Origin of the sequence: Humibacillus xanthopallidus (genome assembly GCF_044793955.1) — a bacterium.
GTDB lineage: Bacteria > Actinomycetota > Actinomycetes > Actinomycetales > Dermatophilaceae > Humibacillus > Humibacillus xanthopallidus_C.
On sequence record NZ_CP084995.1, the window covers coordinates 3,166,365 to 3,190,061 of the forward strand.

Here is a 23,697-nt window from a genome sequence, read left to right on the forward strand (position 1 = left end):
CAGACCGTCGGTGCGACACCAGTAGGCGGTGCCGGTGCTGGACAGCATCTCGGTGAGCAGCCTCCCGGACCCTTAGCTGGACATGCTCCCCGTCAGGGCTTCGCGGACGCGATAGAGGCCTTCGGATCCGTTGGACGCTGTACTAAGGAGGCTGGCGAGTGTCGTCACGGGAACCGGACCCGGTTTCGTAGACTCATATCGACACCAGCGCGGCGGTCAGGCGCCAGCCAGTAGAGCCCCTCGGCGAGGACCGTCTCCTGCAACGCCAGGAATGCCGGCTTCGTAGCAAGATTGGCACCGCGCAGGTCCTCGCCCAGGAGACACATGAGCGCGCGGGGGAACGTCTTCCAGTTGGCCATGAGGCGCTGCTCAAGGAACGTCTTGAGGTCATCAAAGGCTTGGGCAGCGGCGAGAACGTCGTTCTCGGCAGGGATGGCTCCGGCGTGGACCGCTGAGTTTCGTCTTTCGTACAGCTCTTTCCAAAACGCGGTCACGGCTGGCCCTCGCCAGTTGCCGCCGAGCAATTGGGGGAACCGGGTCCCTACCAAGGCGCTGAACTTCGTGGCGCGAGCTTGGTCGGTGAGCTCCTTCTCGGTTTGCGCGCCCTGGTCGATGAGCATGAGCCGGTAGGTGTCGAACAGCATCATCTCGGCGGCCGTGTTGAGGCTAACAATGGCGGACAAGAGGTCTCCACGGGTGAACCGGTCGTTTTCCGACTTCTGGCGGTAGAGGCGCGCCTTGAGGAACGGGTAGTCGTTGGCCCAGTGGAAGAACCGGATTTCGAGCCCGAACGCCCAATGAGCCTCCATCGGCTCGCGCGCGGCCCCCGTCTCGTAGTTCAGAATGACCGGGGGTAGCGGGACCCAGCGGTTCTCGTCCAGTCGTGCGCCCTGAATCACCAGATGCCCGAGGTCTCGGTAGTCGACTTCGACCAGGGAGTGGTCGTGGGTGACGGTGGCGGCGGCACGGATCATCGCATTCAGGGCGGGCACGGACCGCAGAAGCCAGAAGTGCCAGGCGTCATCGCGGGAGGCTGTGGCGCAGTCGTGTGGGTCGGTGGTGAGCAGGAACGGGGGCGTCTCCATGGACACGTAGCTGCGGGCGTACGGGATCTCGGGTTCGGAGATGCTGGCGTACGTCTCGAGGTCGTGGCCGTAGAAGGCCTTCACGGCCTTAGCGGTGTCCCCGGGAAGCAATTGAGCCATCGGGACGTCCAGCCGCTGAACGCTGGCGGTGACGACGGGCTTGTCGGTGGCCTGCTGCTGGCATGGGCAAAACTGCCATTCGCCGAACGTCGCGTCCCAAGCGAAACCATCGGGCACTGGAAGGTGAAAAGGCAGGGGGAAGGCATAAGTGAACGCGACTTCGGTGCCATCCGGTGTGCGGTACATGAGCTGCCCCCTGCCTCGATGTTCCGGCACGATGCCGGAGCAGCATGACGATAACCTGCTGCCCCGACCGGAGGGGACTGTCGGGACTCCGGGAGCCGGGTGTCATTGGGTGCCCTGTCTCTGTTCCGGAACGAGACGTCCTTTGGGAGCGGTATGACCACCCAGCTCCCCGGAGAGATTGATTGGGCGGTGCCCGCTATTCGGCACCGCCGGTCGGCGGCATAGAAAGGCCTGCTGCGGAGGGCGTTGGACCAGCTTGCTCGTCTAGCTACCGTCTACCGATGCCCAGCCGCTTGCGGCCTCCTCTTCGGTGATGGCCGGAGTGGTATCCACGAGAATGACCTGTGCTGAGCGACAACGAAAGGCCTGCATCCTCGCTGAGTACTCCGGGTCTCGCTCGAGCGTCTCGTCCGGCTCAACCAGCAGGACGATCGGGTCGCCGTCTGCCCCCGAGTAGAAGGCGTGCATCCACGCAAACTTGTGCCGGGTGGTGACATAAACCCAGTCGGCTGACTCGGCCGGCGGAGCCACCCCGGGATACATCAAGGCCCTGGTCCGAGGCGTTCCGGTCACTGACCGCGCTAAAAGTGCGTCTCCGCGTTTGAGTGACGCACGGGTTCCATGCCAGTAGCGCACCGGTCTCTCAAAGGCCGCGGAGTCGGCGGGCACCATCATGGGCCCGACGCTAACTGAGCGTTGCCCACGCGGCTCCAGAAACCCAACGAAACCAGCCCTGGCCCCCTGGCCGAAGCAGAACGGTTCGTGAGCGATACGGTCGGATTCCTTCAAGCGTGGCGCCGGGCTCGACAGCTGGCGGAGCCAGAACGAGGCAGCCCGGCGTTGGCGACGGTTGGGGCCGCTAGCCAGCGGCGAGATCGGACGTCCGGTCCGCGGCACTGTCCGGTAACCGTCTTAGCGCCTCACGGCCAGCCACCAGTCGATGATCCCAAGCGCCATTACGATCTGAGCCGCTGGCGGGCCGGGCGAACTGAGCACACACGTGCCGCTGGCGGTACCTAACCCGTCTGTCCTTCATTGTTGCCGCTGTTCAGCAGCCGGAGCACTGCAGCTACTCCTTCGCCGTGCTGGAGTCTCCATAGCACCGTGGTCCCGTTGAGGTCGCGCTGCAGATCAGCAGCGTCGAGACCGGCATCACGCAACGTTTTCGCCGTCCGGGCCTGCCCGGGACGAAGGCCCATTGAGACCCAGTAGTCTCGTTCGACTTCATCGAAACCGTGCCATTGCCATGAAACGTCGGTCCACGCCGGTGCGGCGTCGTGGCTGGCATCGGCGAAGGCGGCCGCCACTGGATCTGTGAGGGTGCTGAACGGTTTCGCCTTCGTAGGCATCCTGCGCTTTGGCCGTGGAGGTCGGGCGTCCGGGTAGCGGCGGTCCCTGCTGCGGGGTTCTGACGTCATGAGGGGGTGATTGTTGCGCTTTGGCTGCGGCACTGGGGGTGTGAGGCCGCGCAGCTGGGTCGCGGACCGCTCCTGGGGGGCTTGCGTTCCTTGCATTACTGGCTCGCTAAAGGGCCAGTCGCGGCCGAGGTAATCGACAAGCCGTCTCGCCGGGGGCTCTTCGATCCGGTGCTGCGGCGACCGGACAAACTCCCCGATCGCCGCGACGGCGTCCATCACCTCGCTAGTTGGCACGTCGAGAGCCCGCGCGATCTCGTGCACGGCGAACTTTCGCCTCGGCGTCTGTTGGATCTTCGTCTGATGCAAGACGTGGACCTCCCCGATTCCGCTGGCCGGTCCAACCAGTAGAGCAGATGGCGCCGACATCGGTCGGCCGTCATCCACAGCCCCACCGCGCCGGTGCTGACCAGCGCATCGGAGGCGGAGCCCGCTTCATGGTCGCCAATCGACGGCCAACTGCTGGCTCGATGCTTCGGAGTCCGCGGTGCCCGGCGTGGCGTCCCGTCCGCGGGAGTGTCGAACGTCCCGTCCTCGGCGCGGCACGTGATGGCGCCGGCTCGAGAACCCTCCCCCGTGGCAGATGCACGTTAGCGAATTCGGCAGGCACATAGTCCGGTCAATGAGCCTAATCGGAGGAGGGAGGTCGACGCCATGTACCGTCGAGGGCGTGCCCAACCGCTTCCCTGGCCAGCCCTGCGTCCTCTGTCCCAATCCCTCAGTCGGGGTTGGCGAGCATGTCTGGTCGCAATGGCTCGTGCAGGAGTTCGGTGACCAGGGACCGTTCACCAGCAGCAAGGGCGGCGTTCCGTACACCAAGCGCGACGGCGTGACCGTCGTGAGGCTCCCGGCCCTCCCGAGTGTGCATGTGCCCATGTGCAAGTCTTGCAACGAGCTGCTTAACCGCACCATCGAGCAGCCAGTGAAAGACATTGGCCGGCGCCTGATTCCGTGGTCGGAGGACCACGCGTGGCCGTTGGTAACTGCAGAGGAAAGCGCAGCCCTCGCCCGCTGGTACCTCAAGATCGGGCTGCTGAGCGCTCATCCCAAGGCGGTGCACGATAACCCTCACGTCGATCGGGACGAGGACCTGCCGCGATTCGCGTCTATGGAGCCTGAGTGGCTCGACTGGATGCGCGACGGCTCGCCCCCGCCCGATGGCTTCTCTATCTTCGTCACCCGGCGGGCGGTTGCAGAAGAGACGCCTTGGGAGGGCGAGACGGCGCGCATCTTTCTCCCACACGTGCGCGTTGGGTCGCATGACCTGCGCTACGCGTCACGCTCGTTCGGGATCCGGGGCCTAAATATCTCGATCGTCTGGCACCCAAGCTGGCCGATCTTGCACCCGCTGGTTGAAGCTGGTCGCGCGTGCCAGATCTGGCCGAGTCCAGTTAACGTCGACTTCGGCGCACTTCCCGAGCTCAATCCTCGAGAGTTCAGCTTCGTGGAGGGCATAGGGGTCATGGCGGTCACCGAGGACGAGTTCGCTCGGATGACCGAGAATCCGCTTCAGGTCGGGGTGGACCCGGTCTCCGCCTTCTTCGGCACGTAGCCGTCCCATGCCCGCACCTAAGGGGAAGGGGTGAAGGATTGGGCATCAGGACACGAGGGAGGCCAAACGCAACGTCTTCGCAACCGAGACCAGCCCCGGCAAGCGGCCCGAGCGGCTGTGGGACGGCTCTAAGAAAAGAGCTTGTCCTCGTCGATGTCAAACGGGCGGGATATGTGGACGCCGTCGTAGTCCCCGAAGGGGAACTTGTGGTCCCGAACGATCAGAATATTTACCCGCGCCACGACTGCGGTCGCTAAGTGGATCGCATCCCAGGTCTGGAGACCGAACTCGGCGCGCAGGTCCCCTGCCTTCCGAGCCACGACGGTGTTCACGTCCACCAACTGAGTATCGGGCGACTCCAGCAAGGCGCGAACGCCCTCACGCGCTCGCCTGTGGGCCTCAGTATCGCGCGTGTGGTGGGGCAGGACTTCTGTGAGGATCGCCGTGGACTCCACGAGCTTGATCGCACCCCGGTCCACAGCCGCGAGCAACGACTTGAGGCAAGCGAACTCCTCCTCGCCCTGAACCACGCCGAGGAGTGATGAGGCGTCGAGGAGCGCGCTTTCGATCCTGTCAGGCCTCCCCACGGTTCGCCTCCAGCCACTCCTCGGCGGAGGCACCCTCCAAGTAGTCGGGGTCGATCCCGAACAAGTCGGACCAGCGGACCGCGGGCTTGGTAAGCACGCTGACCTCTTCGGCGCGGATGTGGAATACGCGCCCTTCCGCGTCCTGCTTGATGAGGCCGGTTAACTCGACCTGCCGGTACATCGCGTCCTTCAATTGGTTCCTCAGCGTGGACTCGAAACCGACGCGCACGATCCGCCTGTTGGGAAGACGCAGGCTGGCCCGGTTGCCGCGGGAGACGTTCACGCCGACGAGTTCGCCGCGGACTGAGCCCGGCATCCGCCGCTCAAATGGCTGAAGGTCGTTCAGCCGCTGCCCCAACTCGGGTGTTAGGGCAACCGCGTGGCCGAGTAGGCCCGTGTCCTCAACGAGGCGCAGCCGGGGCGGCACCCAGTCGCTCTCGCCGTCCGCTCGCTGGCCGTGTTCCACGAAGCGGTGGGCCACCCGTACCGCGTCGGGGGTCCAATCGTTGGAGAGCCCACCGCCGCCCTGCACGGTTTCGAGAGAGAAGTACGCGAGCCGGAGCACGCGCGCCTCGGCTAGGTGGTTCTCCGGTGGGGCGACCATCGCAACCGCGGAGCCCGTGCGCAGACTCGTGATGAGCCACGGCACAGGCACGTCAGACAGTTCGTCCAGAAGTGTCAACAGGTCGTGCCCCAACTGAAAGAATCGCCCCGCATTGGCAGGTCGTCCTTCGTCCACTATCAGCTCGAGCGCGTCCATAGGCTCATCATGCACGGCGCGTCCGGCGCTGACGCGGAACCGGCCCAGACCGGTCTTCACCCGCCGCGGGGACCCGCACCGGGACGGGCATGCTCTTCGGCGGGACGGCTTCGCGAGTCCCTGAGTGCAGTGGCGTGCGTCTGGGGGAAGAGACCGCGCGCTCATCGGCAAGACAGGGAGAGGCTTCCGCGTTGCGTGAGCGCGGTGCGCCCGGCCCATCCCGGCCGGCGGGCGTCCGCCGGACCGTTCGCGTCACCGAAGTTCAGCGCGTCTCAGCCATACGCGCTAGAGGCTCAGATGTGGTCGAGATGCACGTCAGTCATCGGGTGCCCACGTCAGAACGTCGAGACCGAGCATGGACCCATCCCGCTCCACCACGATTTCCGCCGTGAGGAGACCGTCAATGAACTCCAATTCCCGCGCACCGCGGTTCTCCCATGTGATCGATGCTCCAAACAAGACAGCATCGTCGACCATGGGCGAGCGCCCGACGTCGTAGCCGACGGGCGTCGAAGCGTCATCGTCTGCGACCTGAGCTGAGGCCCGCACAGAGTCCTCCGTGGGATCAAGCCGATGGTCGTCGCACGTACCGTACTTCCCCGTCATATGGGTTCGGGGAGCCAGACAGGCGTCGCCTGCCGGTGTCACCGGGGCGGCGCAGTACGGCGCCAGGTGCTCAGCACAGAGTCCGAGCCGAGCAGGTGCCATCCGCAGGCACGGCCGTCCGGTATCGTCCACGCCACAGCAGCGGACCGGCGGTCGCTTCTTGGGCATCCGCATAGTTCCTCCTTCGCCTGTTCGGACAGGCAGTCGATGTGAGTGATTCGGGGCACTCTGCCCAACGGTCCCCTCTACGGTCGCGGCCTAGCACTGACGGCACCATGCCCGACCCCCCTTCCCACTTGTGGACACCTATGTCCCCTCATCGGCGGGGGGCCCGTGAGTTAGCTGCGTCCGGAAACTGGGGGATATGGGCGTGTCGCCTTCTTCAGGAAGAGAACCCCGCGGTGCGCCTGCGTGATCGCACCCGGTCTGATGTGCCCGCTCCCCCCACCGACGACGGCGGCCTGCGAGGCCCCGTGGTGCGGTGCGACGAACGGCGGCCGGGTGATGAGCTGCCCTCCCCCGACGGAGGAGCCGAGCGCCCCGAGGACCGAGTGGATGGCGGTCACCTCCATCGACTCCTCGTCGTCGAGGCCCGGGAGCACTCCCGGCAGACGTTCGGCCAGCATCGTCTTGCCAGCGCCCGGCGGGCCGGCGAGCAGCAGGTGGTGGCCGCCCGCGGCGGCGATCTCGAGGGCGAGCTTGGCGTCGGCCTGGCCCACCACCTCGGAGAGGTCCTTGGCGACGACCGGCGCCGGCGGCGGGGCCGGTGGCACCGGCACCTCTGCGACCGCCCGGCCCCGACGCAGCGCGTCGTAGCGACGCACGAGCTCGGCGACCTCGGCCACGGGGTGCACGCGGACGCCGCGCACGAGCCTCGCCTCCGCCGCGTTGGCGACGGGCACGACGACGTGCCGCACGCCGGTGAGGGCTGCGGCGCGCACGAGCGGCAGCACGCCGGGCACGGCCCGCACCGTGCCGTCGAGCCCGATCTCCCCGATGTGCACCACGTCGGCCACGACCGCGTCCTTGACGACGCCCATGGCCGCGGCCACGGCCACGAAGATGCCGAGGTCGAAGCCCGTGCCCACCTTGCGCTCACCGGCAGGCGAGAGGTTGACGGTGACCCGGCGCTGGCTCACCGGCAGTCCCTCGATCGTGGCCGCGACGGCCTTGATGCGGTCGGACGACTGCTTGACGGCCGAGTCACCGAGTCCGCTGATCGCGAAGCCCGGGAGCCCTTGAGCCACATGGGCCTCCACGTCGACGACGAAGCCGTTGACCCCGCGCAGCGCGACCGCCCGGGTGTGCCCGAAGCCCATCAGCACACGCCCCTCAGGTGCTCCAGCCGCGCCGGCCGACCGGGCAGGCACAGGATGGAGACGACGTCGATGCGCAGGGGCCCGCCGGCCTCCGCCGGATGGTCGTCGCGCCAGAGCCCGCCGAGCTGCCGCAGCCGACGCAGCTTGCGCCACGTCACCGCCTCGAAGGGGGCGCCGAAGCCCTCACCGCTGCGCGTCTTCACCTCGCAGATGACGAGCTCGTGCGCCTCCCTGGCAACGATGTCGAGCTCGCCCCGCACGCATCGCCAGTTGCGGTCGAGGATCGCCATCCCCTGACCGAGCAGGTGGCGGGCCGCGAGCCGTTCGCCGTAGTCACCGAGCGCGCGAGGCCGGGAGACGGCAGGATCTGCGCCGCCGGTGTCGGCAGGGATCGAGAGGTCCATGACCCCCACCCTCGACGCCCCGAGCGGCACTGCGCGACGCCCACGTCACGCCTGTGGACGGCATACCCCCTCGCCACGCCTGCACCGGGGAGGTGTGGACAGCCGACCCGACCTCAGGAGAAGTCGCCGGACTCCGGCAGCTTGATGTCGGGCTTGGGCAGCTCCTCGACGTTGACGTCCTTGAACGTCACGACGCGCACGTTCTTGACGAAGCGCGCAGGGCGGTAGATGTCCCACACCCAGGCATCGGCCATCGTCACGTCGAAGAAGACCTCGCCGCCGTCGGTGCGCACCTTCACGTCGACGGAGTTGGCAAGGTAGAAGCGCCGCTCGGTCTCGACGACGTGCGTGAAGAGCCCGACGACGTCGCGATACTCCTTGTAGAGCTGCAGCTCCATCTCGGTCTCGTACTTCTCGAGGTCTTCCGAACTCACCGCTGGCTCACCTGACCGTCGTTGCTGTCTGCTCGGGCACCGCGAGGGGCACCGGCAGGTCCGTCCCCTCATTCAACACCCCAACCAGCCCGGGCTCGTGCACGCCGGGCAGGCGCCACGACCGGCGGTGCAGCTCGCAGGGCCCCAGCCGGGCGAGCGCGTCCATGTGCTCGGGCGCGGCATACCCCTTGTTGAGGCTCCAGCCGTATGCCGGGTGGTCGGCCGCCAGCCCCACCATGAGGTCGTCGCGCTCCACCTTCGCGAGCACGCTCGCGGCGGCCACGGAGGAGCACTTGAGGTCGGCCTTGATCATCGTCGTCACCGGCGGCGTCGACGGACCAGCGGCGTCGTCGGAGAAGGCGAGCAGCCCCACCTCGCCCGGGGAGGTCAGCCAGTCGTGGTTGCCGTCGAGGATGACGAGGTCGGGCACGACCCCGAGGGAGTCGAGCGCGCGCGTGCCGGCGAGCCGCAGCGCGGCCATGATGCCGATGGCGTCGATCTCGTCAGGACCGGCGTGACCCACGGCATACGCGACGGCCCAGCGCTGGATGCGCGGGACCAGCCCCTGGCGTGCGCGCTCGGTGAGCAGCTTGGAGTCCTTGACCCCGACCGGCGCCGAGCGGACCGTCTCGTCGATGACGACGACACCGACGCTCACCGGGCCGGCGAGGGCGCCGCGACCCACCTCGTCCATGCCCGCGAGCAGACGGTGACCGGAGCGCTGCAGGGCACGCTCGACCCGCAGCGACGGCTTCTTGGAGGGGGTGGGACGCGAGACCATCGAGACCATCGACCGGTCAGCCCGCAGGCGCCTTGGTGGTGGTGGTGGCCGGCGAGGTCGTCGACCCGGACGGCGCGACGGCGGGGGTGCCCGCCGGAGCCGGCACCTCGGCGAAGGTGCGCTCGGGCACGCCGAGCCAGGTCACGTGGTCGATGGGCCAGACGATGAAGAGGGCGCGCCCGACGAGCTTGTCGAGCGGCACCGAGCCGGTCGCGCCCGTGCCGTCGTCGTGGAAGCGGCTGTCGGAGGAGTCGGAGCGGTGGTCGCCCATCACCCACACGTGCCCCGCGGGCACGGTGATGTCGAACTTCTTGCCCTCGCTCGGGGCGTCGCCCGGCTTGATGTAGGGCTCGGTGATCGGCACGCCGTTGACGAGGATGGGGCCCGCGCCACCGTCGGACTGCACCCGGTCACCGGGCAGGCCGATGACCCGCTTGATGAGGTGGTTCTCGGCGTCCTCGGGCAGCAGGCCGACGAAGACGAGTGCCTCGTGGAAGGGCCCGCCGACGGTGCTGCTGCCGTTGTCGAGGCCCGAGAGCCACGGGGTGGGGGTGCCGGGGTCCTCGAAGACGACGACGTCGCCGCGGCGCAGGTCGAACGGCCCGGGGGTCAGCTTGCTGACGATCACCCGGTCGTCGCGCACGAGGGTGTTCTCCATCGAGCCCGACGGGATGTAGAAGGCCTGGAAGAGCCACGTCTTGACGACGAACGACAGGGCCATCGCCAGCACGATGACGATGACGAGCTCCTTGATGGCCGCGAGCACCGTCCCGAAGAAGCCGCGGGGGCGGTCCTCGTCGTTGTCGAAGTCCTCGTCGTAGCCGTCGTCGTCACGCTGGCCGCGGCGGCGCTGGAGGTCGTCCGTGCCGCGCCCGCGCGTCGGGTCCTCGGGGCGTCCGGTCTGCTGCGACATCACTCACCATTTCGTGGGACGGGGACGGCTGGCACGGATGTCAGCTGGCCTTGGTCGACGTCTCCGAGCCGACCGAGCGGCCAGTATCGCACCCAGACCTTGCCGATGATGTCCTCCCCCGGCACCATGCCGCTGCCCGGTTCGCCCAGGTGTGCCCGCGAGTCCGACGAGGCCCCGCGGTTGTCGCCCATGACCCAGAAGCGGTCGTCGGGCACCGTCACGTCGAAGGTCATCGTGCTCGGCACGGCTCCCGGCGCGATGTAGGGCTCGTCGACGGCGACGCCGTTGATCTCGAGGCGCCCGTCGGGAGCGCAGCACTTCACGCGGTCACCGGGCAGCCCGATGACCCGCTTGACGTAGTCGGTCGGCTGCCCCTTGCCGAAGAGGCTCTGCCCCGCCTCGACGAGCGTCTGCACGACGCCCCGCTCCGGCAGGCGCAGGTTGAACGCCTGCGACGCGTCGAAGACGACGATGTCGCCGCGCTGCAGGTCAGCGGGCGCCGTCAGACGGCTGACGAGGATGCGGTCGCCGACGAGCAGCGTGTCCTCCATCGACGCGCTCGGGATGCCGAAGGGCGTCACGAGGAAGGCGCGCACGAGCAGCACGAGCAGCAGCAGGCTCGCCGGGCCGAGGAGCCAGCGATGCCGCCGTATGCCGCTCGGCTCGGGAGTGCGCGAAGGCGCGGCGGACCCGGGCTCGGGGGCCGTCCCGGCACTCATGCCGGGGCGTCCCGGAGGGGATCCACCGCGCCTCGCGAGGTCATCGTGACGCCTGCGTCAGCAGACGTCGTCAGGCCTTCTTGGCCGGGGCCTTGGCGGCCGTCTTGGCCGGCACGGTCTCACGCTTCTCGCGGATCTTGGCAGCCTTGCCGCGCAGACCACGCAGGTAGTAGAGCTTGGCGCGGCGCACGTCACCACGGGTCACGACCTCGATGTGGTCGATGATCGGGGTGTGGAGCGGGAAGGTGCGCTCGACGCCGACACCGAACGAGATCTTGCGGACGGTGAAGGTCTCGCCGATGCCGCCGCCGTGGCGACGGATGACGACGCCCTGGAAGACCTGGACACGCGAGCGCGTGCCCTCGACGACCTTGACGTGGACCTTGAGCGTGTCGCCCGCACGGAAGGCGGGGATGTCGTCGCGGAGCGACGCCTTGTCGAGCTCGTCGAACTTCTGCATGATGCTTCGCTTTCCTGGGCGCCACAGGTCACCCGGCAGGTATGTCAGGGCGCGTCCCTCAGGCCACGTGGCACACCGGGTCAGGCTGGTGGGCCAACTCCCCCTGTGGCAGGGGCCATCGAGTCAGGACGCAAGGGTCAAGTCTGCCAGAGCACACGGCATACCAGAAATCGGCCGGCCCACGGGGCCAGGTGCCCGTGCGACCCCGACGAGCCTACGGTGGCGCCGTGGACATCTCACCCGGCTGGCCCGTGGCCGTCGCCCTCGTCGTGCTCCTCGCCGTCACCGTCCTCGCCAACCGCCTCGGGCGCATCGACCTCGACCGCGAGGCGGCGGTGGCGGGGGTGCGCGCGATCGTGCAGCTCGGACTCGTGGCTCTCGTCATCACGGCGGTCGTGCGTTCGATCTGGCTGTCGCTGTTGGCCGTCGGTGTCATGTTCACGACGGCGGCAGTGACGACCGCCCGTCGGGTGGGCGCACCCCGGGCCTGGCACTGGGCGGCGGCGTCGATGGCCTGCGGTGTGGTGCCCGTGGTCGCGATCCTGCTCCTCAGTGGCGCCGTGCCCTTCGTCGGCGTCGCCCTCATCCCGGTCGGCGGCATCGTCATCGGCAACACGATGACGGTGCACACGCTCGTCGGCCGCCGCACGTTCGCAGCCCTGCGCGAGGAGCACGGGCAGTACGAGGCCTGCCTGGCGCTCGGTCTGACCTCCCACCAGGCCATCGACGAGGTGATCGCGCGCCGGGTGCCCGAGGGCATCGTGCCGAGCCTGGACCAGGTGCGCACGTCCGGCATCGTCACCCTCCCCGGCGCCTTCATCGGCGTCATGCTGGGCGGCGGCAGTGCGGTGCAGGCAGCGACGGCCCAGGTGCTCGTCCTCTTTGCCATCATGGCGACGCAGGCGATCACGGCGGGCGTGCAGGCCGAGCTCATCCGCCGCCGGCTCATGCTCGCACCGGACCTCCGCGCGTCACTCGTCTCCTGAGGACAGACGGCCCGGCCTCAGCGCCCCAGCCGCTTGGTCAGGTGCACGGCGCCCGTGGGCACGTCGACCACATCGGTCACGACGCGGTAGCCGGCCTTCTTGTACATCCGGAGGTTGTCGGCGCTGAGCGCGCCGGTGTCGAGCGACATCGTCCGTATGCCGTCCGGGGCAGTCGACTCGGCATGCTCGAGGAGGCGCCGGCCGAGTCCCCGGCCGCGCAGGTCGGGCACGACGCACAGGCGACCGATGAACCAGTCGTCACCGTGCCGCGAGGTGCGCACCGCGCCGACGAGGCGACCGCCCTTGCGAGCGACCCAGGTCTGCGTCGTGTCGAGGCTGGCCCGCACGTCGTCGAGGCTCTCGGTCAGGGCCGGGATGTCGAGGGTGTCGTTGAGCAGCGCCTCCTGCACCCAGCAGGCCTTGAAGAGCACGTTGAGCTCGGGCACGTCGGCCGCAGTGGCAGCGGCGATCTCGGCCTCCCCCTCTCCGTGCGAGGCGTGCAGCAGGTCGGGGCGACGGGCGGCGGTGCGGGTGAGTCGCTGCTCGTGGCGCCAGGCGGCGATGGCGGCGTGGTTGCCCGAGAGCAGGATCGGTGGCACCTCGCGGCCGTTCCACTCGCGGGGCTTGGTGTAGATGGGGTATTCGAGCAGGCCGTCCTCGTGCGACTCCTCGACGAGCGACTCGGCGTTGCCGATGACGCCGGGCACGAGGCGGCCGATCGCCTCGACCATCGCGAGCACGGCCACCTCGCCACCGTTGAGCACGTAGTCACCCAGGCTGACGACCGAGACGCCGAGCCCGAGGGTCTCTCGCGCGTGCTCGTAGACGCGCTCGTCGATGCCCTCGTAGCGGCCGCACGCGAAGGCCAGCCACGGCTCCTGCGCGAGCTCGCGGGCCATGGCCTGCGTGAAGGGGGCGCCTCCCGGACCGGGCACGACCAGGTGGGGACGCATGGCAGACGCGCTCGAATCGTCTTGCGCGACAACGTGGTCGAGCGCTTCGGCCCACGGCTGCGCCTTCATCACCATGCCCGCCCCACCGCCGTAGGGGGTGTCGTCGACGGTGCGGTGCCGGTCGTGCGTGAAGTCGCGCAGGTCGTGCACGCGGACGTCGAGCAGGCCGTCCTCGCGGGCCTTGCCGATGAGCGACAGGTCCAGTGCGGCCAGGTAGTCGGGGAAGATCGAGACGACGTCGATGCGCAGCGCAGGCCCGCCGTCAGGGCTCACTCGGCGCCCTCGCGGTAGAGGTCGAAGAGGCCGGCGGGCGGGTCGACCACGACGTGGTCCTCGGCCACCACGGGCACCATGTGCCGGATGAAGGGCACGTAGGCCGTCACGCCGTCGGTCAGCGTCAGGACGAGCCGGTCCTGGGCCGCACCGATCTCGAGCCCGGTGACGGTGCCGACCACGGCGCCGCCCGGGTCACGCACCTCGAGCCCGACGAGGTCGTCCTCGTAGAACGCGTCCTCGTCGTCGGTCGCCGGCGCGGCCTCCTCCGACACGAGCCGCGTGCCCCGGAGGCCCTCGGCGCCGGTGCGGTCGGGGATCTCCGCGAAGCTGAGGAGCCAGACGCCGTTGTGCACGCGCGTCGAGGCGATCGTCAGCGCCTTGGGCACCCCCGACCCCGGGTCGGCCTCGGTCTCGATGACGGCGCCGACCGGGAAGCGGGTCTCGGGCTCGTCGGTGTGCAGGCGCACGGTGACCTCTCCCCGCAGACCGTGGGGCTTGCCGATCCGGGCGAGGACGAGACTCATGTCGGCATCCTCTCAGGTTTGGTCGGGGCGGCGCACCGGTGCCGGGAGCGGCTGGGGGCCGGACGGCATACGGCAGTGGGGCACTCAGCGTCACGGGGTGACGGCGTGCGGAAGGGGCGCCCCGGTGATCCGGAGCGCCCCTTCTCGTGCGGTGCTGGAGGTGGCGCTGGCGCCGGGCCCCTCAGCGCTCGCGGTCGGTGTCGACGATGTCGACCCGGATGCTGCTGTTGCCCGCGAGGGCGGCCACGACGGTGCGCAGGGCGCTCGCCGTGCGGCCGGAGCGGCCGATGACGCGGCCGAGGTCGTCGGGGTGCACCCGGACCTCGAGCAGCTCACCGCGACGCAGCTCCTTGCGGCGCACGACGACATCCTCGTCGTGGTCGACGATGCCCTTGACGAGGTGTTCGAGGGCCTCCTCGATCATGCTCAGGCCTCGGCCTTGGCGGTGTCGTCGCTCGTGGCCTCGTCGGCCGCGGGCGCGTCGGCCTTGGCCTCGTCAGCCTTGGGAGCCTCGGCCTTGGCGGCGTCGGCCTTGGGGGCGTCGGCCTTCTTCTCGGCCTTCTTGCGCGAGCCACCGTCGTCGGACTTGCCGGCGGCGGAGAGAGCGGCCTCGTAGAGGTCCTTCTTCGCCGTCTTGGGCTCCTTGGTCTTCAGGGTGCCACCGTCGACGACCTTGAGCAGAGCTGCGACGGCCTCGGTGGGCTGGGCGCCTTGGGCGAGCCAGTAGTGGGCGCGCTCCATGTCGATCTCGATGAGCGAGGGCTCCTCGGTGGGGTGGTACTTGCCGATCTCCTCGATGGCCCGGCCATCGCGCTTGGTGCGCGAGTCCATGATGACGACGCGGTAGAACGGTGCACGGATCTTGCCCATGCGCTTGAGACGAATCTTGACGGCCACTGGTGTGGTTTCCTCTTCCGTGTTGTGAGCGCGGCAAGACCACGCAGAGGTGCGTGGGGGGCCGACTGCCCGGTGTAGGCGTCCGGGTCAGGCGAGAGAGTTCTGGCCCGACGGGTACAGCCGTCCATTCTGCCAGACTCCGGCGGGTGCTCCGAACCGACGGCTGCCGGTCAGCGTCGGCCCCTCACGCGAAGGCAGTGCGCACCGCGAGCGCCCGGCGCACGACCTCTGCCTTGGGCACGTCGACCGCGGTGTCGATCACCGGCACGACCGCCGGGTCGAAGCCGGCCCGGGCGAGGCCCATCCGCAGCTCGGGGCCGGTGGCCCGGCACTCGACGACACCCCCCACCGGTGACGACCGGAGCAGCTCGAAGAGCGTCGCGGTCTGGGGCACGGTGTTGGCGGAGTAGAGCGGCACGGCGAGCTCGACGGCGAGGGCTGCCGCCAAAGTCGTGCCGCCGTAGCCCGCCGCACCCGTGACGATGCACGCCACCCGGCGGTGCCCGTGCGGCCGGTAGGGCGCCGCGGGCCAGTCCGAGGCGAGCATCGCGTAGCGGTCGTGGTCGCGCCACCCCCGCCTGCCGTCGATCCCCGGCAGGTGCAGGAACGAGCGGGAGTAGCCCTCGTGGACGAAGCCGAGCGAGCGCACGAGACCGGCCGACCGCGCGTTGGCCGGCTGGATGTTGGCCTCGATCCGGTGCAGGCCCATCCCCGTCGGCTCGTCGGCGAAGACGAGGTCGAGCGCCAGGGTGAGCCCCTCGACGAAGAGGCCGCGGCCGGCATACGGGTCGTAGGCGTCGTAGCCGATCGTCGCGCTGAGGAAGGCCCCGCGCACGACGTTGGCGACGTTGATCCGCCCGACCAGTCCGTGCTCGCCGGCGGGCTCGCGCGCGATGACCATGAACGTGCGGTAGACCGCCGACTGGCTCCCGAGCACGGTCGGCAGGTTGTGGGGGTCGGGCATCGCGAAGTCGGCGAGCCGGCGGCTCGACCGGGTCACCGCTTCGACGTATGCCGTCTCGTCGGCCGCGGTGGGCGGGCGCACGAGGACGCGCTCCCCCATCGCCGTCAGGGGCTCGTCGGCGGGGCGGGTGTCAGAGGACAACGCGACCTCGCAGGACGACACCGGAGGGGTCGGTGACCGTGCCGACGTCGTCGCGTGGGTCCGACCGCAGCACGACGAGGTCGGCGTCGGCGCCCTCGACGAGACCGGGTCGGCCCAGCCACTCGCGCGCCCCCCAGGTCGCGGCCGAGACGACCTCGTGGTTCGACAGGCCCGCCTTGGTCAGCTCGACCATCTCGGCACCGACGAGTCCGTGCGGCAGGCTGCCGCCCGCGTCGGTGCCGACGTAGATGGGCACCCCCGCCTCGTGGGCGGCGCCGATCGTGGCGTAGCGCCGGTCGTGCAGGTCGAGCATGTGGCGATGGTAGTCGGGGAACTTCTCGGCGGCCGGGGCAGCGAGGTCGGGGAAGTGCGCGATGTTGACGAGGGTCGGCACGATGGCGATCCCCTGTGCCGCAAAGGTGTCGATCGAGTCCTCCTGCAGACCGGTGGCGTGCTCGATGCAGTCGATGCCGGCGGCGGCGAGATCGCGCAGCGACTGCTCGCCGAAGCAGTGCGCCGTCACACGGACGCCCTCCTCGTGGGCAGCGGCCACGGCGTCGGCGACGGCCGCTCGGCTCCAGCTCGGCGCGAGGTCGCCCACGTCGCGGTCGATCCAGTCGCCGACGAGCTTGACCCACCCGTCCCCGCGGTGCGCCTCGAGGCGCACGTGCCGGGCGAGGTCGGCCTCCTCGACCTCGTGGGCGTAGTTGCGGATGTAGCGGCGGGTGCGGGCGATGTGGCGGCCGGCACGGATGATCTTTGGGAAGTCGTCGCGCTCGTCGACCCAGCGCGTGTCACCGGGCTGGCCGGCGTCGCGGATGAGGAGCGTGCCGGCGTCGCGGTCGGTGCGGGCCTGCCGCTCCGCCTCCTCGCGGGGCACCTCGCCGTGCGGTCCGAGCCCGACGTGGCAGTGAGCATCGACGAGCCCCGGGAGCACCCAGCCCTCGAGCGTCTGGACGTCGGCGGCATACCGGCTGCTCGGCGCCGTGAACGTCACCTTGCCATCGATGACCCACAGCTCGTCGACCGTCTCGTCGGGGCCGACGAGGACTTGGCCTCTGACATGGAGCACCGGTGCACTCATGTCGATGACCCTATCGAGACCGGTTGCGGGTGAGGGTGGTGAGGATGTCGTGCCAGTAGGGCATCAGCGTGGCGAGGTGCCCGGCGCCCTCGCGGACGACGAGGGTCGAGGTGGGCAGCCGTTCGTGCAGCCACCGACCGTGCTCGAGCGGCACGAGCTGGTCGCGGTCGCCGTACCAGAGCCACACGGGCGCGGTGACGGCCCCGAGGTCGACGTCCCACCCGACGGCGAAGGCGAGCGAGTCGCGGGAGGCGCCGCGGTAGGTCGGGAGGGCGTCGCGCAGGTCTGCGGCCCACGGCTCGAGCATCTCGGGAGGCAGCGGGGCCTCCCCCGGCGCCAGGGCCGACAGCGCGCCGACCACCTGCTCGTCGCGCACGTCGGTCGAGACGTCGAGCGGCGCGCCGAACTGCGTGTCGTTGGCCGTCACGGCGCCGTCCATGTCGCCGGCGCGGGCGAGGCGCACGGCGGGGTCGTCGCAGATCGTGGGGTCGAGGGCGGTGAGGGACGCGACGCCCGCGACGACTCCGACAGCGGTCACCCGGCCGGGATCGACGGCCGCCGTCGCGAGGGCGAACGGCCCGCCGCCCGACGCGCCGAGGGTGCCGAGCTCGCCGATGCCGAGCAGGTCGGCGAGGTCCAGGGTGTCCCGCGCCACCGAGGTCAGGGTGGTGGCCGTGTCGGAGGAGGCGCCGTAGCCCGGCCGCGAGAAGGCGACGAGCCGCACCCCCGCACGTCGGGCCGCCCCGTCGCCGAGCGCGGCCTGGAGGCGACCGGCCGGAGTGCCGTGGAAGTAGACCACCGGCAGCCCTCGAGGGTCGCCGCCCTGCCACACGTCGAGCGTGCGGCCGTCCGGCAACCGCACCTGCCCGAGCCCGTCGGTGGTGACCACGCCCCCGAGCGTATGCCGCGTGCCGCCTCCTGCTTGGCCCTTCCCGCACCGCGGCGGCTGCCACAACCCCAACCGCAGACTGATCCGCAGACAGATCTGCAGTCAGACGGTGGTCGGCATCAATCGGCGGATCAGTCTGCGGTTGGGGCTGCTCTGACGACACCGGACGCGGACTGATCTGCAGCCTGATCCTCAGCCCACCCATGCCCAGGCATCACGGGGTGTGGCGATCACGGGTGGCCTCGGGCGCGACATGGCGCGATCCAGACCGGCGAGCACCGCCTGGAGGCAGGTGTCCGCATCGTTGGCGATCACGTTGGGCGTCAGTGGGACCACCTCGACTCCGGCATCCCGAAGATCTTTGTCCGCCAGCACGGTCGCGTCCCAGTCGAGCACCTCCGAGTGGAAACGACGGGAGTGGACCAGGATCGCGAGCGCCACCTCGTCGATCCAGAGGTCCGGCGTCGTCAGAGGCACCTTGTCGCTGGTGGTGACGGCAGGGTTGGCCCAGAGTCCTGCCAGCCTCGGTGATCGGCGCAGGACACGAGCAAGGTCCGACTCCGGCAAGGACCACGCACCTGTGGCGGCTTCGGCCAGGGCCGCGGTGAGCCGAACCGACCCGTTGCGGCGCCGAACCCCGACCCAGTGCTGCACATCCGCGAGCCGGACGAACCGCTCCTGGATGGAACCGACGATGATCGCCCGCGCCTGCCGTTCGTCGGCCACGTCGGCTGCAGCGTCCACGACAGCCCGCGGACGGCAGGAGATCCTGAGCGGGCCACGGTCGATGACGCGTTCATTGGTGAGGCGCGTCGCAGCGATCGACAGCCACATGACGCGACGTGATCGCTGCGGGTGAGGGACGAACATCTGGACCGGGGAGCGCAAACCCGTGGGTCCCCCGCCGTGGATCGCGAGGGCCGTCTCTCCCCGAAGCCAACCTGCCGGCCCCGCATAGAGCTGCGCCGCGACCAGCCTCTGCAGGTCAGTCAGAGCTCCCGTGTTGAGCATGAGCACCCCGGGCAGAAGCGATCGCCAGTGTCTGCCGCTGTGCCACCGGATCAGCCCCGGCGGCACACCCGCCGCCTCGAGTTGTGCGCGGCTCACCACGCCGGACTGTGCCTCTGCCAGTGCTCGGACCTCGTCAGGAATCTGCATAGGCCGCAGCGTCTGCCCGAGTCGGCGTCAGACGAGGAGAGGCGATGGAACCTGTGGATGAGAACGTCAGCGCCGAGGGAGGTGTGGATGTCGGCCGCGGTGCCGACAGGTCATGGACAGCTGCCCCCGCAGACTGATCTGCAGACTGATCTGATCTCAGGATCAGTCTGCGAATCAGTCTGCGTTTGGTGCTGCCATGACGACACCGAACGCAGACTGATCCGCAGATTGAAGGCCTGAGGCGATCAGTCTGCGGATCAGTCTGCAGGTGGGGTTGGTGGCGGAGGCGAGGGCGGCCCGACGCCGGTGTGGGTCAGCGGCCGCCGAGGAACTTCTCGAAGCCCTTCGGCAGGTTGTTGGGGTCGAAGCCCGCCATCGGGTCATCGCCCTGGGCGGCGCCAGCACCGTCAGCGCCGGGCACACCGAAGGCGCTGGCCGCAGCTGCCGACCGGCCCGACGCCGCCTTCTCGGCAGCAGCACGCTCGTCGGCAGCGCGCTTGGCCGGGTTGCCGCTCTTGCTCTTCTTGCGCTGCGGCTGCTGCGGGCGGCCGCGCTTGCCGGTGCCGGGCACCCCGGGCATGCCCGGCAGGCCGCCTCCTCCGCCGCGCGCCATCGACTTCATCATCTTCTGGGCGTCGCCGAAGCGGACGAGCAGCTGGTTGACCTCGGTCACGGTGACACCGGAGCCCTTGGCGATGCGGGCGCGGCGCGAGCCGTTGATCTGCTTGGGGTGGGTGCGCTCGAACGGCGTCATCGAGCGGACCATCGCCTCGACGCGGTCGAACTCGCGGTCGTCGAAGGCGTCGAGCTGGTCGCGCATGCCCTGCATGCCCGGCATCATCTTGAGCATCGACTTGAGCGAGCCCATCTTCTTGATGGCGTTCATCTGCTGGAGGAAGTCCTCGAAGGTGAAGTCCTCCTCCGCCATGAACTTGCGCGCCATCTCGTCGGCCTGGCGCTTGTCGAACGCCTTCTCGGCCTGCTCGATGAGCGTCAGCACGTCACCCATGTCGAGGATGCGGCTGGCCATGCGGTCGGGGTGGAACACCTCGATGTCGGTGACCTTCTCACCGGTCGAGGCGAACATGATCGGCTCGCCGGTGATCTCGGCGACGGAGAGCGCCGCACCACCGCGGGCGTCCCCGTCGAGCTTGGAGAGCACGACACCGGTGAAGGCCACGCCCTCATGGAAGGCCTGCGCCGTCTCGACCGCGGCCTGGCCGATCATCGCGTCGATGACGAAGAGCACCTCGTCGGGGCGGATCGCCTCGCGGATGTCGGCGGCCTGCTGCATGAGGTTGGCGTCGACCGCGAGACGGCCCGCGGTGTCGACGATGACGACGTCGTACTGCTTCGCGCGGGCCTGCTCGATGCCCATCCGCGACACGGCGACGGGGTCACCGAACGAGCGGGTGCCCTCGCTGGAGCCCAGCACGGCGTCGTGCCCGCCCATGTTGCCGCGCTCGGGAGCGAAGACCGGCACACCCGCACGCTCACCGGTGACCTCGAGCTGGGTCACCGCGTTGGGGCGCTGCAGGTCGGCGGCGACGAGCAGGGGCGTGTGTCCCTGGTCCTTCAGCCACTTGCCGAGCTTGCCGGCGAAGGTGGTCTTGCCCGAGCCCTGCAGGCCGGCGAGCATGATGACGGTCGGCGGCTGCTTGGCCAGCACGAGCTGTCGGGTCTGCCCGCCGAGGATCCCGACGAGCTCCTCCTGCACGATCTTGACGACCTGCTGGGCGGGGTTGAGCGCCTGGCTCACCTCGGACCCGAGCGCGCGCTCGCGCACCCGGCCGGTGAACCGCTTGACGACGGGCAGCGCCACGTCGGCGTCGAGCAGCGCCAGCCGGATGTCACGGACCGTCGCGTTGACGTCGGACTCCGACAGGCGGCCCTTGCCGCGCAGGTTCTTGAAGGTGGCGGTCAGCCGGTCAGACAGGGATGCGAACACCCGGCAAGGTTATCCGCTCCCACGCCGGGTGCCGATTCGGCCGTCCACGCCAGCAGCCCACCCCACCACGCCGGTATGCCGTCCGACTCGTCCCAGCGCCGGGCCGCCTCCCCCGGTGGGTCGGGGGTCAGGCGTCGCAGGTGTCGATGATCATCGCGACGGCCTGCGCGGCCCGGGCCGGGGCGAGCTGCCCGCCCCCGAACTCGGTCACGTAGAACGTGTCGAGCGTCTGGCCGGCATACGTGGCGATGTGTGCCGACCGCACCGACAGCGAGGCCCGTGCGAGCGTCATGCCGATGTCCTGGAGCAGGCCGGGGCGGTCGGTGGCGCGCACCTCGATGACCGTCGCGGTGTCGGAGGCGCTGCTGATCACCATGGCCCGCGCGGAGTCGACCGAGCCCGAGCCGGGGCTGCGGACCCCGCCCGCCTTGCGTCGCTGGAGCTTGCCGAGCGGCGAGCGGTCGCCGGCGGCCACCCGTGAGAGGTCGCGGGAGATGATCTCCGGCAATGGCGTCTCACCGCCGGGTGAGTCGACCCACCACTCGTTGACGGCGAGCCCGTCGACGGTGCGGACGATGGCCGAGCGCACGATGAAGCCGTGCGCCGCGAGCAGGCCGGCGGTGTCGGCGAAGAGCCCGGCGCGGTCGCGGGCGATGATGTCGATGCGGTGGGCGCCACCGAGTGATGACACGGTGACGTAGGGCTCCCCGGAGGCGACCTTGTCAAGGGCCTCGTCGGAGAGCGGCAGGGTCTCGATCGGTTCCACGACGAGAGCCCCCTCTCCTTCGGACTGGGCGATGAGGGCCGCCCGGCAGGCCGTGTGGAGACGTGAGACGAGCCCGGCTCGCCAGTCGCTCCAGGCCTTGGGGCCGGCGGCTGACGCGTCCGCCTCGGTGAGGGCGCGCAGGAGGTCGAGCGTGGTCACCGAGCCGTCGACGGCCTCGGAGAGCGCGGCGATGGTCGCCGGGTCCTCGGGGTCGCGACGGGTGGCCAGGTCGACGAGGGTGAGGTGCTCGCGCACGAGCCGCACGATGATCTCGCGGTCGGCGTCGGAGGCGCCCATCCGCCGCAGCACGCCGTCGGCGATCTCGGCGCCGGTGACCGCGTGGTCGCGCGAGCCGGGCACCTTGCCGATGTCGTGCAGGACGGCGGCGAGCATGAGCAGGTCGGGGCGAGCGACGTCACGGACCATGCCGCTCGCAGCGACGACGGTCTCGATGAGGTGCCGGTCGACCGTGTGCCGGTGCACGGCGTTGCGCTGGGGCCGGCTGCGCACGGCAGACCACTCAGGGATCCACCGCTCCACGACACCGGCGAGGTCGAGCCCCTCCCACACCGTGACGAGCCCGGGACCGGCGGCGAGCAGGTCGGCGAAGAGGTTGCGAGCGACCTCGGGCCAGGGCTCGGGCATCGCGGGCGACTGGGAGGAGAGGTTCTTGAGGGTCGTGGGCGAGAGGGGTATGCCGCCGCGTGCCGCCACGACGGCCGCGCGCAGCGGGATGATCGGGTCGGACGACAGGTCGGCGGACGGGCCGAGCACGGCCTCGCCGTCGTGGCGGTAGAGGCCGTAGCCGAGCGGGGCGAGCTGCGGTCGCCGCGGGCCGACGCGCAGGGTGCGGGCGCGCTGGGACTGCATGGCGCGGCGGATGGTGCTGTCGACGGCATACGCGATGGTGCGGGCGGAGGTCGACAGGTCGGTGAGCAGGTCGTCGGAGTCGGTGTAGCCGAGCAGGGCCGCGCAGGCGTCCTGATCGTCACGGGTCAGCCGGTCGCGACCGCGGCCGGTGACGACGTGGATCGCGTCACGCACGTCGAGGATGCGCTCGTAGGCCTCGTCGACCTCGCCGTGCGGCCGGTCCGTGAGCCAGGCGGCCGTGAGGGCCCGCAGCACCGACATGTCGCGCAGGCCCCCGTGGGCCTCCTTGAGGTCGGGCTCGATGAGGTGAGCGAGGTCGCCCTGCCGGGCGTGGCGCTGCACGACCGACTCGTGCATCTCGCCCAGCCGGGTGCGGGCGTTGGCCCGCCAGTCGTGCGCCACGGTGGAGCGCGCCGCGTTGACGACGTCGGCGTCACCGGCCACGTGCGTGAGGTCGAGCAGTCCGACGGCCGCCGAGAGGTCGTCGGAGGCGACCGCCCGGCAGTCGGCCACCGTGCGCACGCTGTGGTCGAGCCGGACCCCGGCGTCCCAGATGGGATACCAGAGCTTGTCGGCGAAGGCGCCGACCTCCTTGCCCGACAGGCCTCGCGGGTGGTGGACGAGCACGAGGTCGTAGTCGCTGAGGGGGCCGCCGTCGCCGCGGGCGAGCGAGCCCACCGCGGCGAGGGCGACACCCTCGTGGCGCCGGCCCGCACAGGCCTCGCGCCACAGCTCCTGCAGCCACCCGAACCCGAACTCCGCGAGCGCCCGGCGGCGGGTCTGGCCCGCGCCGGGCGTCGCGAAGGTCCGGGTGCCGGCGAGGTCCAGACGTCGTGAGGTCACATCCGTCATGTCAGAATCTCGCCGTCCCCTGGTAGCTGTCTTGATCGTGTTGTGTCG

24 protein-coding genes are annotated in these 23,697 nt (G+C 70.0%); 2 read left to right on the top strand and 22 right to left on the bottom strand.

Annotated features, from left to right (window positions below; translation table 11 throughout):
• Positions 1 to 164: 164 nt before the first annotated feature.
• The 3 genes from LG278_RS14135 to LG278_RS14145 all read right to left on the bottom strand — a co-directional run bounded on the left by LG278_RS14135 (position 165) and on the right by LG278_RS14145 (position 2,740).
• Positions 165 to 1,391 (bottom strand): hypothetical protein, encoded by a 1,227-nt coding sequence (locus LG278_RS14135; RefSeq protein ID WP_404387835.1) that lies wholly within the window; start codon positions 1,389 to 1,391, stop codon positions 165 to 167.
• 264 nt (positions 1,392 to 1,655) lie between these two features.
• A complete protein-coding gene (locus tag LG278_RS14140) occupies positions 1,656 to 2,066 on the bottom strand; it encodes a hypothetical protein (protein ID WP_404387836.1) in 411 nt (136 codons plus the stop codon).
• A 341-nt stretch (positions 2,067 to 2,407) separates the two neighbouring features.
• Positions 2,408 to 2,740 (bottom strand): hypothetical protein, encoded by a 333-nt coding sequence (locus LG278_RS14145; RefSeq protein ID WP_404387838.1) that lies wholly within the window; start codon positions 2,738 to 2,740, stop codon positions 2,408 to 2,410.
• A gap of 736 nt (positions 2,741 to 3,476) precedes the next feature.
• Here LG278_RS14145 and LG278_RS14150 point away from each other — a divergent pair.
• On the top strand, positions 3,477 to 4,358 hold the full coding sequence (locus LG278_RS14150; RefSeq protein WP_404387840.1) for a hypothetical protein: 882 nt from the start codon (positions 3,477 to 3,479) through the stop codon (positions 4,356 to 4,358).
• Between the two features lie 128 nt (positions 4,359 to 4,486).
• On the opposite strand, the gene LG278_RS14155 is transcribed toward LG278_RS14150, so the two are convergent.
• From LG278_RS14155 to rplS, 9 genes are all read right to left on the bottom strand, one after another.
• The gene (locus LG278_RS14155; RefSeq protein WP_404387842.1) at positions 4,487 to 4,945 is read right to left on the bottom strand and encodes a type II toxin-antitoxin system VapC family toxin; all 459 of its coding nucleotides are present in this window, start codon (positions 4,943 to 4,945) and stop codon (positions 4,487 to 4,489) included.
• Positions 4,932 to 5,705, bottom strand: coding sequence for a hypothetical protein (locus LG278_RS14160; RefSeq protein ID WP_404387844.1), 774 nt, complete (start codon positions 5,703 to 5,705; stop codon positions 4,932 to 4,934). The genes LG278_RS14155 and LG278_RS14160 overlap by 14 nt, the downstream gene beginning before the upstream one ends.
• A 944-nt stretch (positions 5,706 to 6,649) precedes the next feature.
• Complete coding sequence (locus tag LG278_RS14165; RefSeq protein ID WP_404387845.1) at positions 6,650 to 7,630, bottom strand: ATP-binding protein; 981 nt, start codon at positions 7,628 to 7,630, stop codon at positions 6,650 to 6,652.
• Entirely contained in the window at positions 7,630 to 8,034 is a 405-nt protein-coding gene (locus LG278_RS14170) for a YraN family protein (RefSeq protein ID WP_404387847.1), read from the bottom strand. Before LG278_RS14170 ends, LG278_RS14165 begins: the two co-directional genes overlap by 1 nt.
• Positions 8,035 to 8,147: 113 nt before the next feature.
• On the bottom strand, positions 8,148 to 8,468 hold the full coding sequence (locus tag LG278_RS14175) for a DUF2469 domain-containing protein (protein ID WP_026863782.1): 321 nt from the start codon (positions 8,466 to 8,468) through the stop codon (positions 8,148 to 8,150).
• 7 nt (positions 8,469 to 8,475) lie between these two features.
• Positions 8,476 to 9,249 carry a ribonuclease HII gene (locus LG278_RS14180; protein ID WP_404387849.1) on the bottom strand — a complete coding sequence of 258 codons (774 nt, stop codon included), beginning with the start codon at positions 9,247 to 9,249 and terminating at the stop codon, positions 8,476 to 8,478.
• Positions 9,250 to 9,265: 16 nt separating this feature from the next.
• Complete coding sequence (gene lepB / locus LG278_RS14185) at positions 9,266 to 10,162, bottom strand: signal peptidase I (RefSeq protein WP_404387851.1); 897 nt, start codon at positions 10,160 to 10,162, stop codon at positions 9,266 to 9,268.
• Positions 10,162 to 10,881, bottom strand: a complete 720-nt coding sequence (gene lepB, locus LG278_RS14190) for a signal peptidase I (RefSeq protein ID WP_404387853.1) — start codon at positions 10,879 to 10,881, stop codon at positions 10,162 to 10,164. Before lepB (LG278_RS14190) ends, lepB (LG278_RS14185) begins: the two co-directional genes overlap by 1 nt.
• Before the next feature lie 70 nt (positions 10,882 to 10,951).
• Positions 10,952 to 11,341 carry a 50S ribosomal protein L19 gene (gene rplS / locus LG278_RS14195; protein ID WP_404387855.1) on the bottom strand — a complete coding sequence of 130 codons (390 nt, stop codon included), beginning with the start codon at positions 11,339 to 11,341 and terminating at the stop codon, positions 10,952 to 10,954.
• Between the two features lie 227 nt (positions 11,342 to 11,568).
• On the opposite strand from rplS, the gene LG278_RS14200 reads away from it, so the two are divergent.
• Complete coding sequence (locus tag LG278_RS14200) at positions 11,569 to 12,327, top strand: ABC transporter permease (protein WP_404387857.1); 759 nt, start codon at positions 11,569 to 11,571, stop codon at positions 12,325 to 12,327.
• Positions 12,328 to 12,344: 17 nt separating this feature from the next.
• Here the strand turns inward: LG278_RS14200 and trmD are convergent, their stop codons facing one another.
• From trmD to LG278_RS14250, 10 genes are all read right to left on the bottom strand, one after another.
• The gene (gene trmD / locus LG278_RS14205; RefSeq protein ID WP_404393661.1) at positions 12,345 to 13,529 is read right to left on the bottom strand and encodes a tRNA (guanosine(37)-N1)-methyltransferase TrmD; all 1,185 of its coding nucleotides are present in this window, start codon (positions 13,527 to 13,529) and stop codon (positions 12,345 to 12,347) included.
• Between the two features lie 20 nt (positions 13,530 to 13,549).
• The gene (gene rimM, locus LG278_RS14210) at positions 13,550 to 14,080 is read right to left on the bottom strand and encodes a ribosome maturation factor RimM (protein WP_404387859.1); all 531 of its coding nucleotides are present in this window, start codon (positions 14,078 to 14,080) and stop codon (positions 13,550 to 13,552) included.
• A 181-nt stretch (positions 14,081 to 14,261) separates the two neighbouring features.
• Positions 14,262 to 14,504, bottom strand: coding sequence for an RNA-binding protein (locus LG278_RS14215; protein ID WP_404387861.1), 243 nt, complete (start codon positions 14,502 to 14,504; stop codon positions 14,262 to 14,264).
• Positions 14,505 to 14,506: 2 nt separating this feature from the next.
• Positions 14,507 to 14,977, bottom strand: coding sequence for a 30S ribosomal protein S16 (gene rpsP, locus LG278_RS14220; RefSeq protein ID WP_404387863.1), 471 nt, complete (start codon positions 14,975 to 14,977; stop codon positions 14,507 to 14,509).
• A gap of 184 nt (positions 14,978 to 15,161) precedes the next feature.
• A complete protein-coding gene (locus tag LG278_RS14225; protein WP_404387865.1) occupies positions 15,162 to 16,082 on the bottom strand; it encodes a GNAT family N-acetyltransferase in 921 nt (306 codons plus the stop codon).
• The gene (locus tag LG278_RS14230) at positions 16,072 to 17,166 is read right to left on the bottom strand and encodes an amidohydrolase family protein (RefSeq protein ID WP_404387867.1); all 1,095 of its coding nucleotides are present in this window, start codon (positions 17,164 to 17,166) and stop codon (positions 16,072 to 16,074) included. The genes LG278_RS14225 and LG278_RS14230 overlap by 11 nt, the downstream gene beginning before the upstream one ends.
• 10 nt (positions 17,167 to 17,176) lie before the next feature.
• Positions 17,177 to 18,055: an alpha/beta fold hydrolase gene (locus LG278_RS14235; RefSeq protein ID WP_404387869.1), complete on the bottom strand. Its 879-nt coding sequence runs from the start codon at positions 18,053 to 18,055 to the stop codon at positions 17,177 to 17,179.
• 192 nt (positions 18,056 to 18,247) lie between these two features.
• Complete coding sequence (locus LG278_RS14240) at positions 18,248 to 19,213, bottom strand: hypothetical protein (protein ID WP_404387871.1); 966 nt, start codon at positions 19,211 to 19,213, stop codon at positions 18,248 to 18,250.
• 313 nt (positions 19,214 to 19,526) lie between these two features.
• Complete coding sequence (gene ffh, locus LG278_RS14245) at positions 19,527 to 21,161, bottom strand: signal recognition particle protein (RefSeq protein WP_404387873.1); 1,635 nt, start codon at positions 21,159 to 21,161, stop codon at positions 19,527 to 19,529.
• Positions 21,162 to 21,288: 127 nt separating this feature from the next.
• Positions 21,289 to 23,649 carry a [protein-PII] uridylyltransferase gene (locus tag LG278_RS14250; RefSeq protein WP_404387875.1) on the bottom strand — a complete coding sequence of 787 codons (2,361 nt, stop codon included), beginning with the start codon at positions 23,647 to 23,649 and terminating at the stop codon, positions 21,289 to 21,291.
• Between the last annotated feature and the right edge of the window lie 48 nt (positions 23,650 to 23,697).

Excerpts from the sequence above, each read along its gene's own strand:
- LG278_RS14230 (WP_404387867.1), bottom strand. The coding sequence starts at position 17,166 with ATGAGTGCACCGGTGCTCCATGTCAGAGGCCAAGTCCTCGTCGGCCCC.
- LG278_RS14140 (WP_404387836.1), bottom strand. The coding sequence starts at position 2,066 with ATGATGGTGCCCGCCGACTCCGCGGCCTTTGAGAGACCGGTGCGCTAC.
- lepB (WP_404387853.1), bottom strand. The coding sequence starts at position 10,881 with ATGAGTGCCGGGACGGCCCCCGAGCCCGGGTCCGCCGCGCCTTCGCGC.
- LG278_RS14170 (WP_404387847.1), bottom strand. The coding sequence starts at position 8,034 with ATGGACCTCTCGATCCCTGCCGACACCGGCGGCGCAGATCCTGCCGTC.
- LG278_RS14135 (WP_404387835.1), bottom strand. The coding sequence starts at position 1,391 with ATGTACCGCACACCGGATGGCACCGAAGTCGCGTTCACTTATGCCTTC.
- LG278_RS14165 (WP_404387845.1), bottom strand. The coding sequence starts at position 7,630 with ATGGGCTTCGGGCACACCCGGGCGGTCGCGCTGCGCGGGGTCAACGGC.
- lepB (WP_404387851.1), bottom strand. The coding sequence starts at position 10,162 with ATGTCGCAGCAGACCGGACGCCCCGAGGACCCGACGCGCGGGCGCGGC.
- rplS (WP_404387855.1), bottom strand. The coding sequence starts at position 11,341 with ATGCAGAAGTTCGACGAGCTCGACAAGGCGTCGCTCCGCGACGACATC.
- LG278_RS14160 (WP_404387844.1), bottom strand. The coding sequence starts at position 5,705 with ATGGACGCGCTCGAGCTGATAGTGGACGAAGGACGACCTGCCAATGCG.
- LG278_RS14250 (WP_404387875.1), bottom strand. The coding sequence starts at position 23,649 with ATGACGGATGTGACCTCACGACGTCTGGACCTCGCCGGCACCCGGACC.
- rimM (WP_404387859.1), bottom strand. The coding sequence starts at position 14,080 with ATGAGTCTCGTCCTCGCCCGGATCGGCAAGCCCCACGGTCTGCGGGGA.
- LG278_RS14145 (WP_404387838.1), bottom strand. The coding sequence starts at position 2,740 with ATGCCTACGAAGGCGAAACCGTTCAGCACCCTCACAGATCCAGTGGCG.
- LG278_RS14240 (WP_404387871.1), bottom strand. The coding sequence starts at position 19,213 with ATGCAGATTCCTGACGAGGTCCGAGCACTGGCAGAGGCACAGTCCGGC.
- LG278_RS14215 (WP_404387861.1), bottom strand. The coding sequence starts at position 14,504 with ATGATCGAGGAGGCCCTCGAACACCTCGTCAAGGGCATCGTCGACCAC.
- LG278_RS14180 (WP_404387849.1), bottom strand. The coding sequence starts at position 9,249 with ATGGTCTCGCGTCCCACCCCCTCCAAGAAGCCGTCGCTGCGGGTCGAG.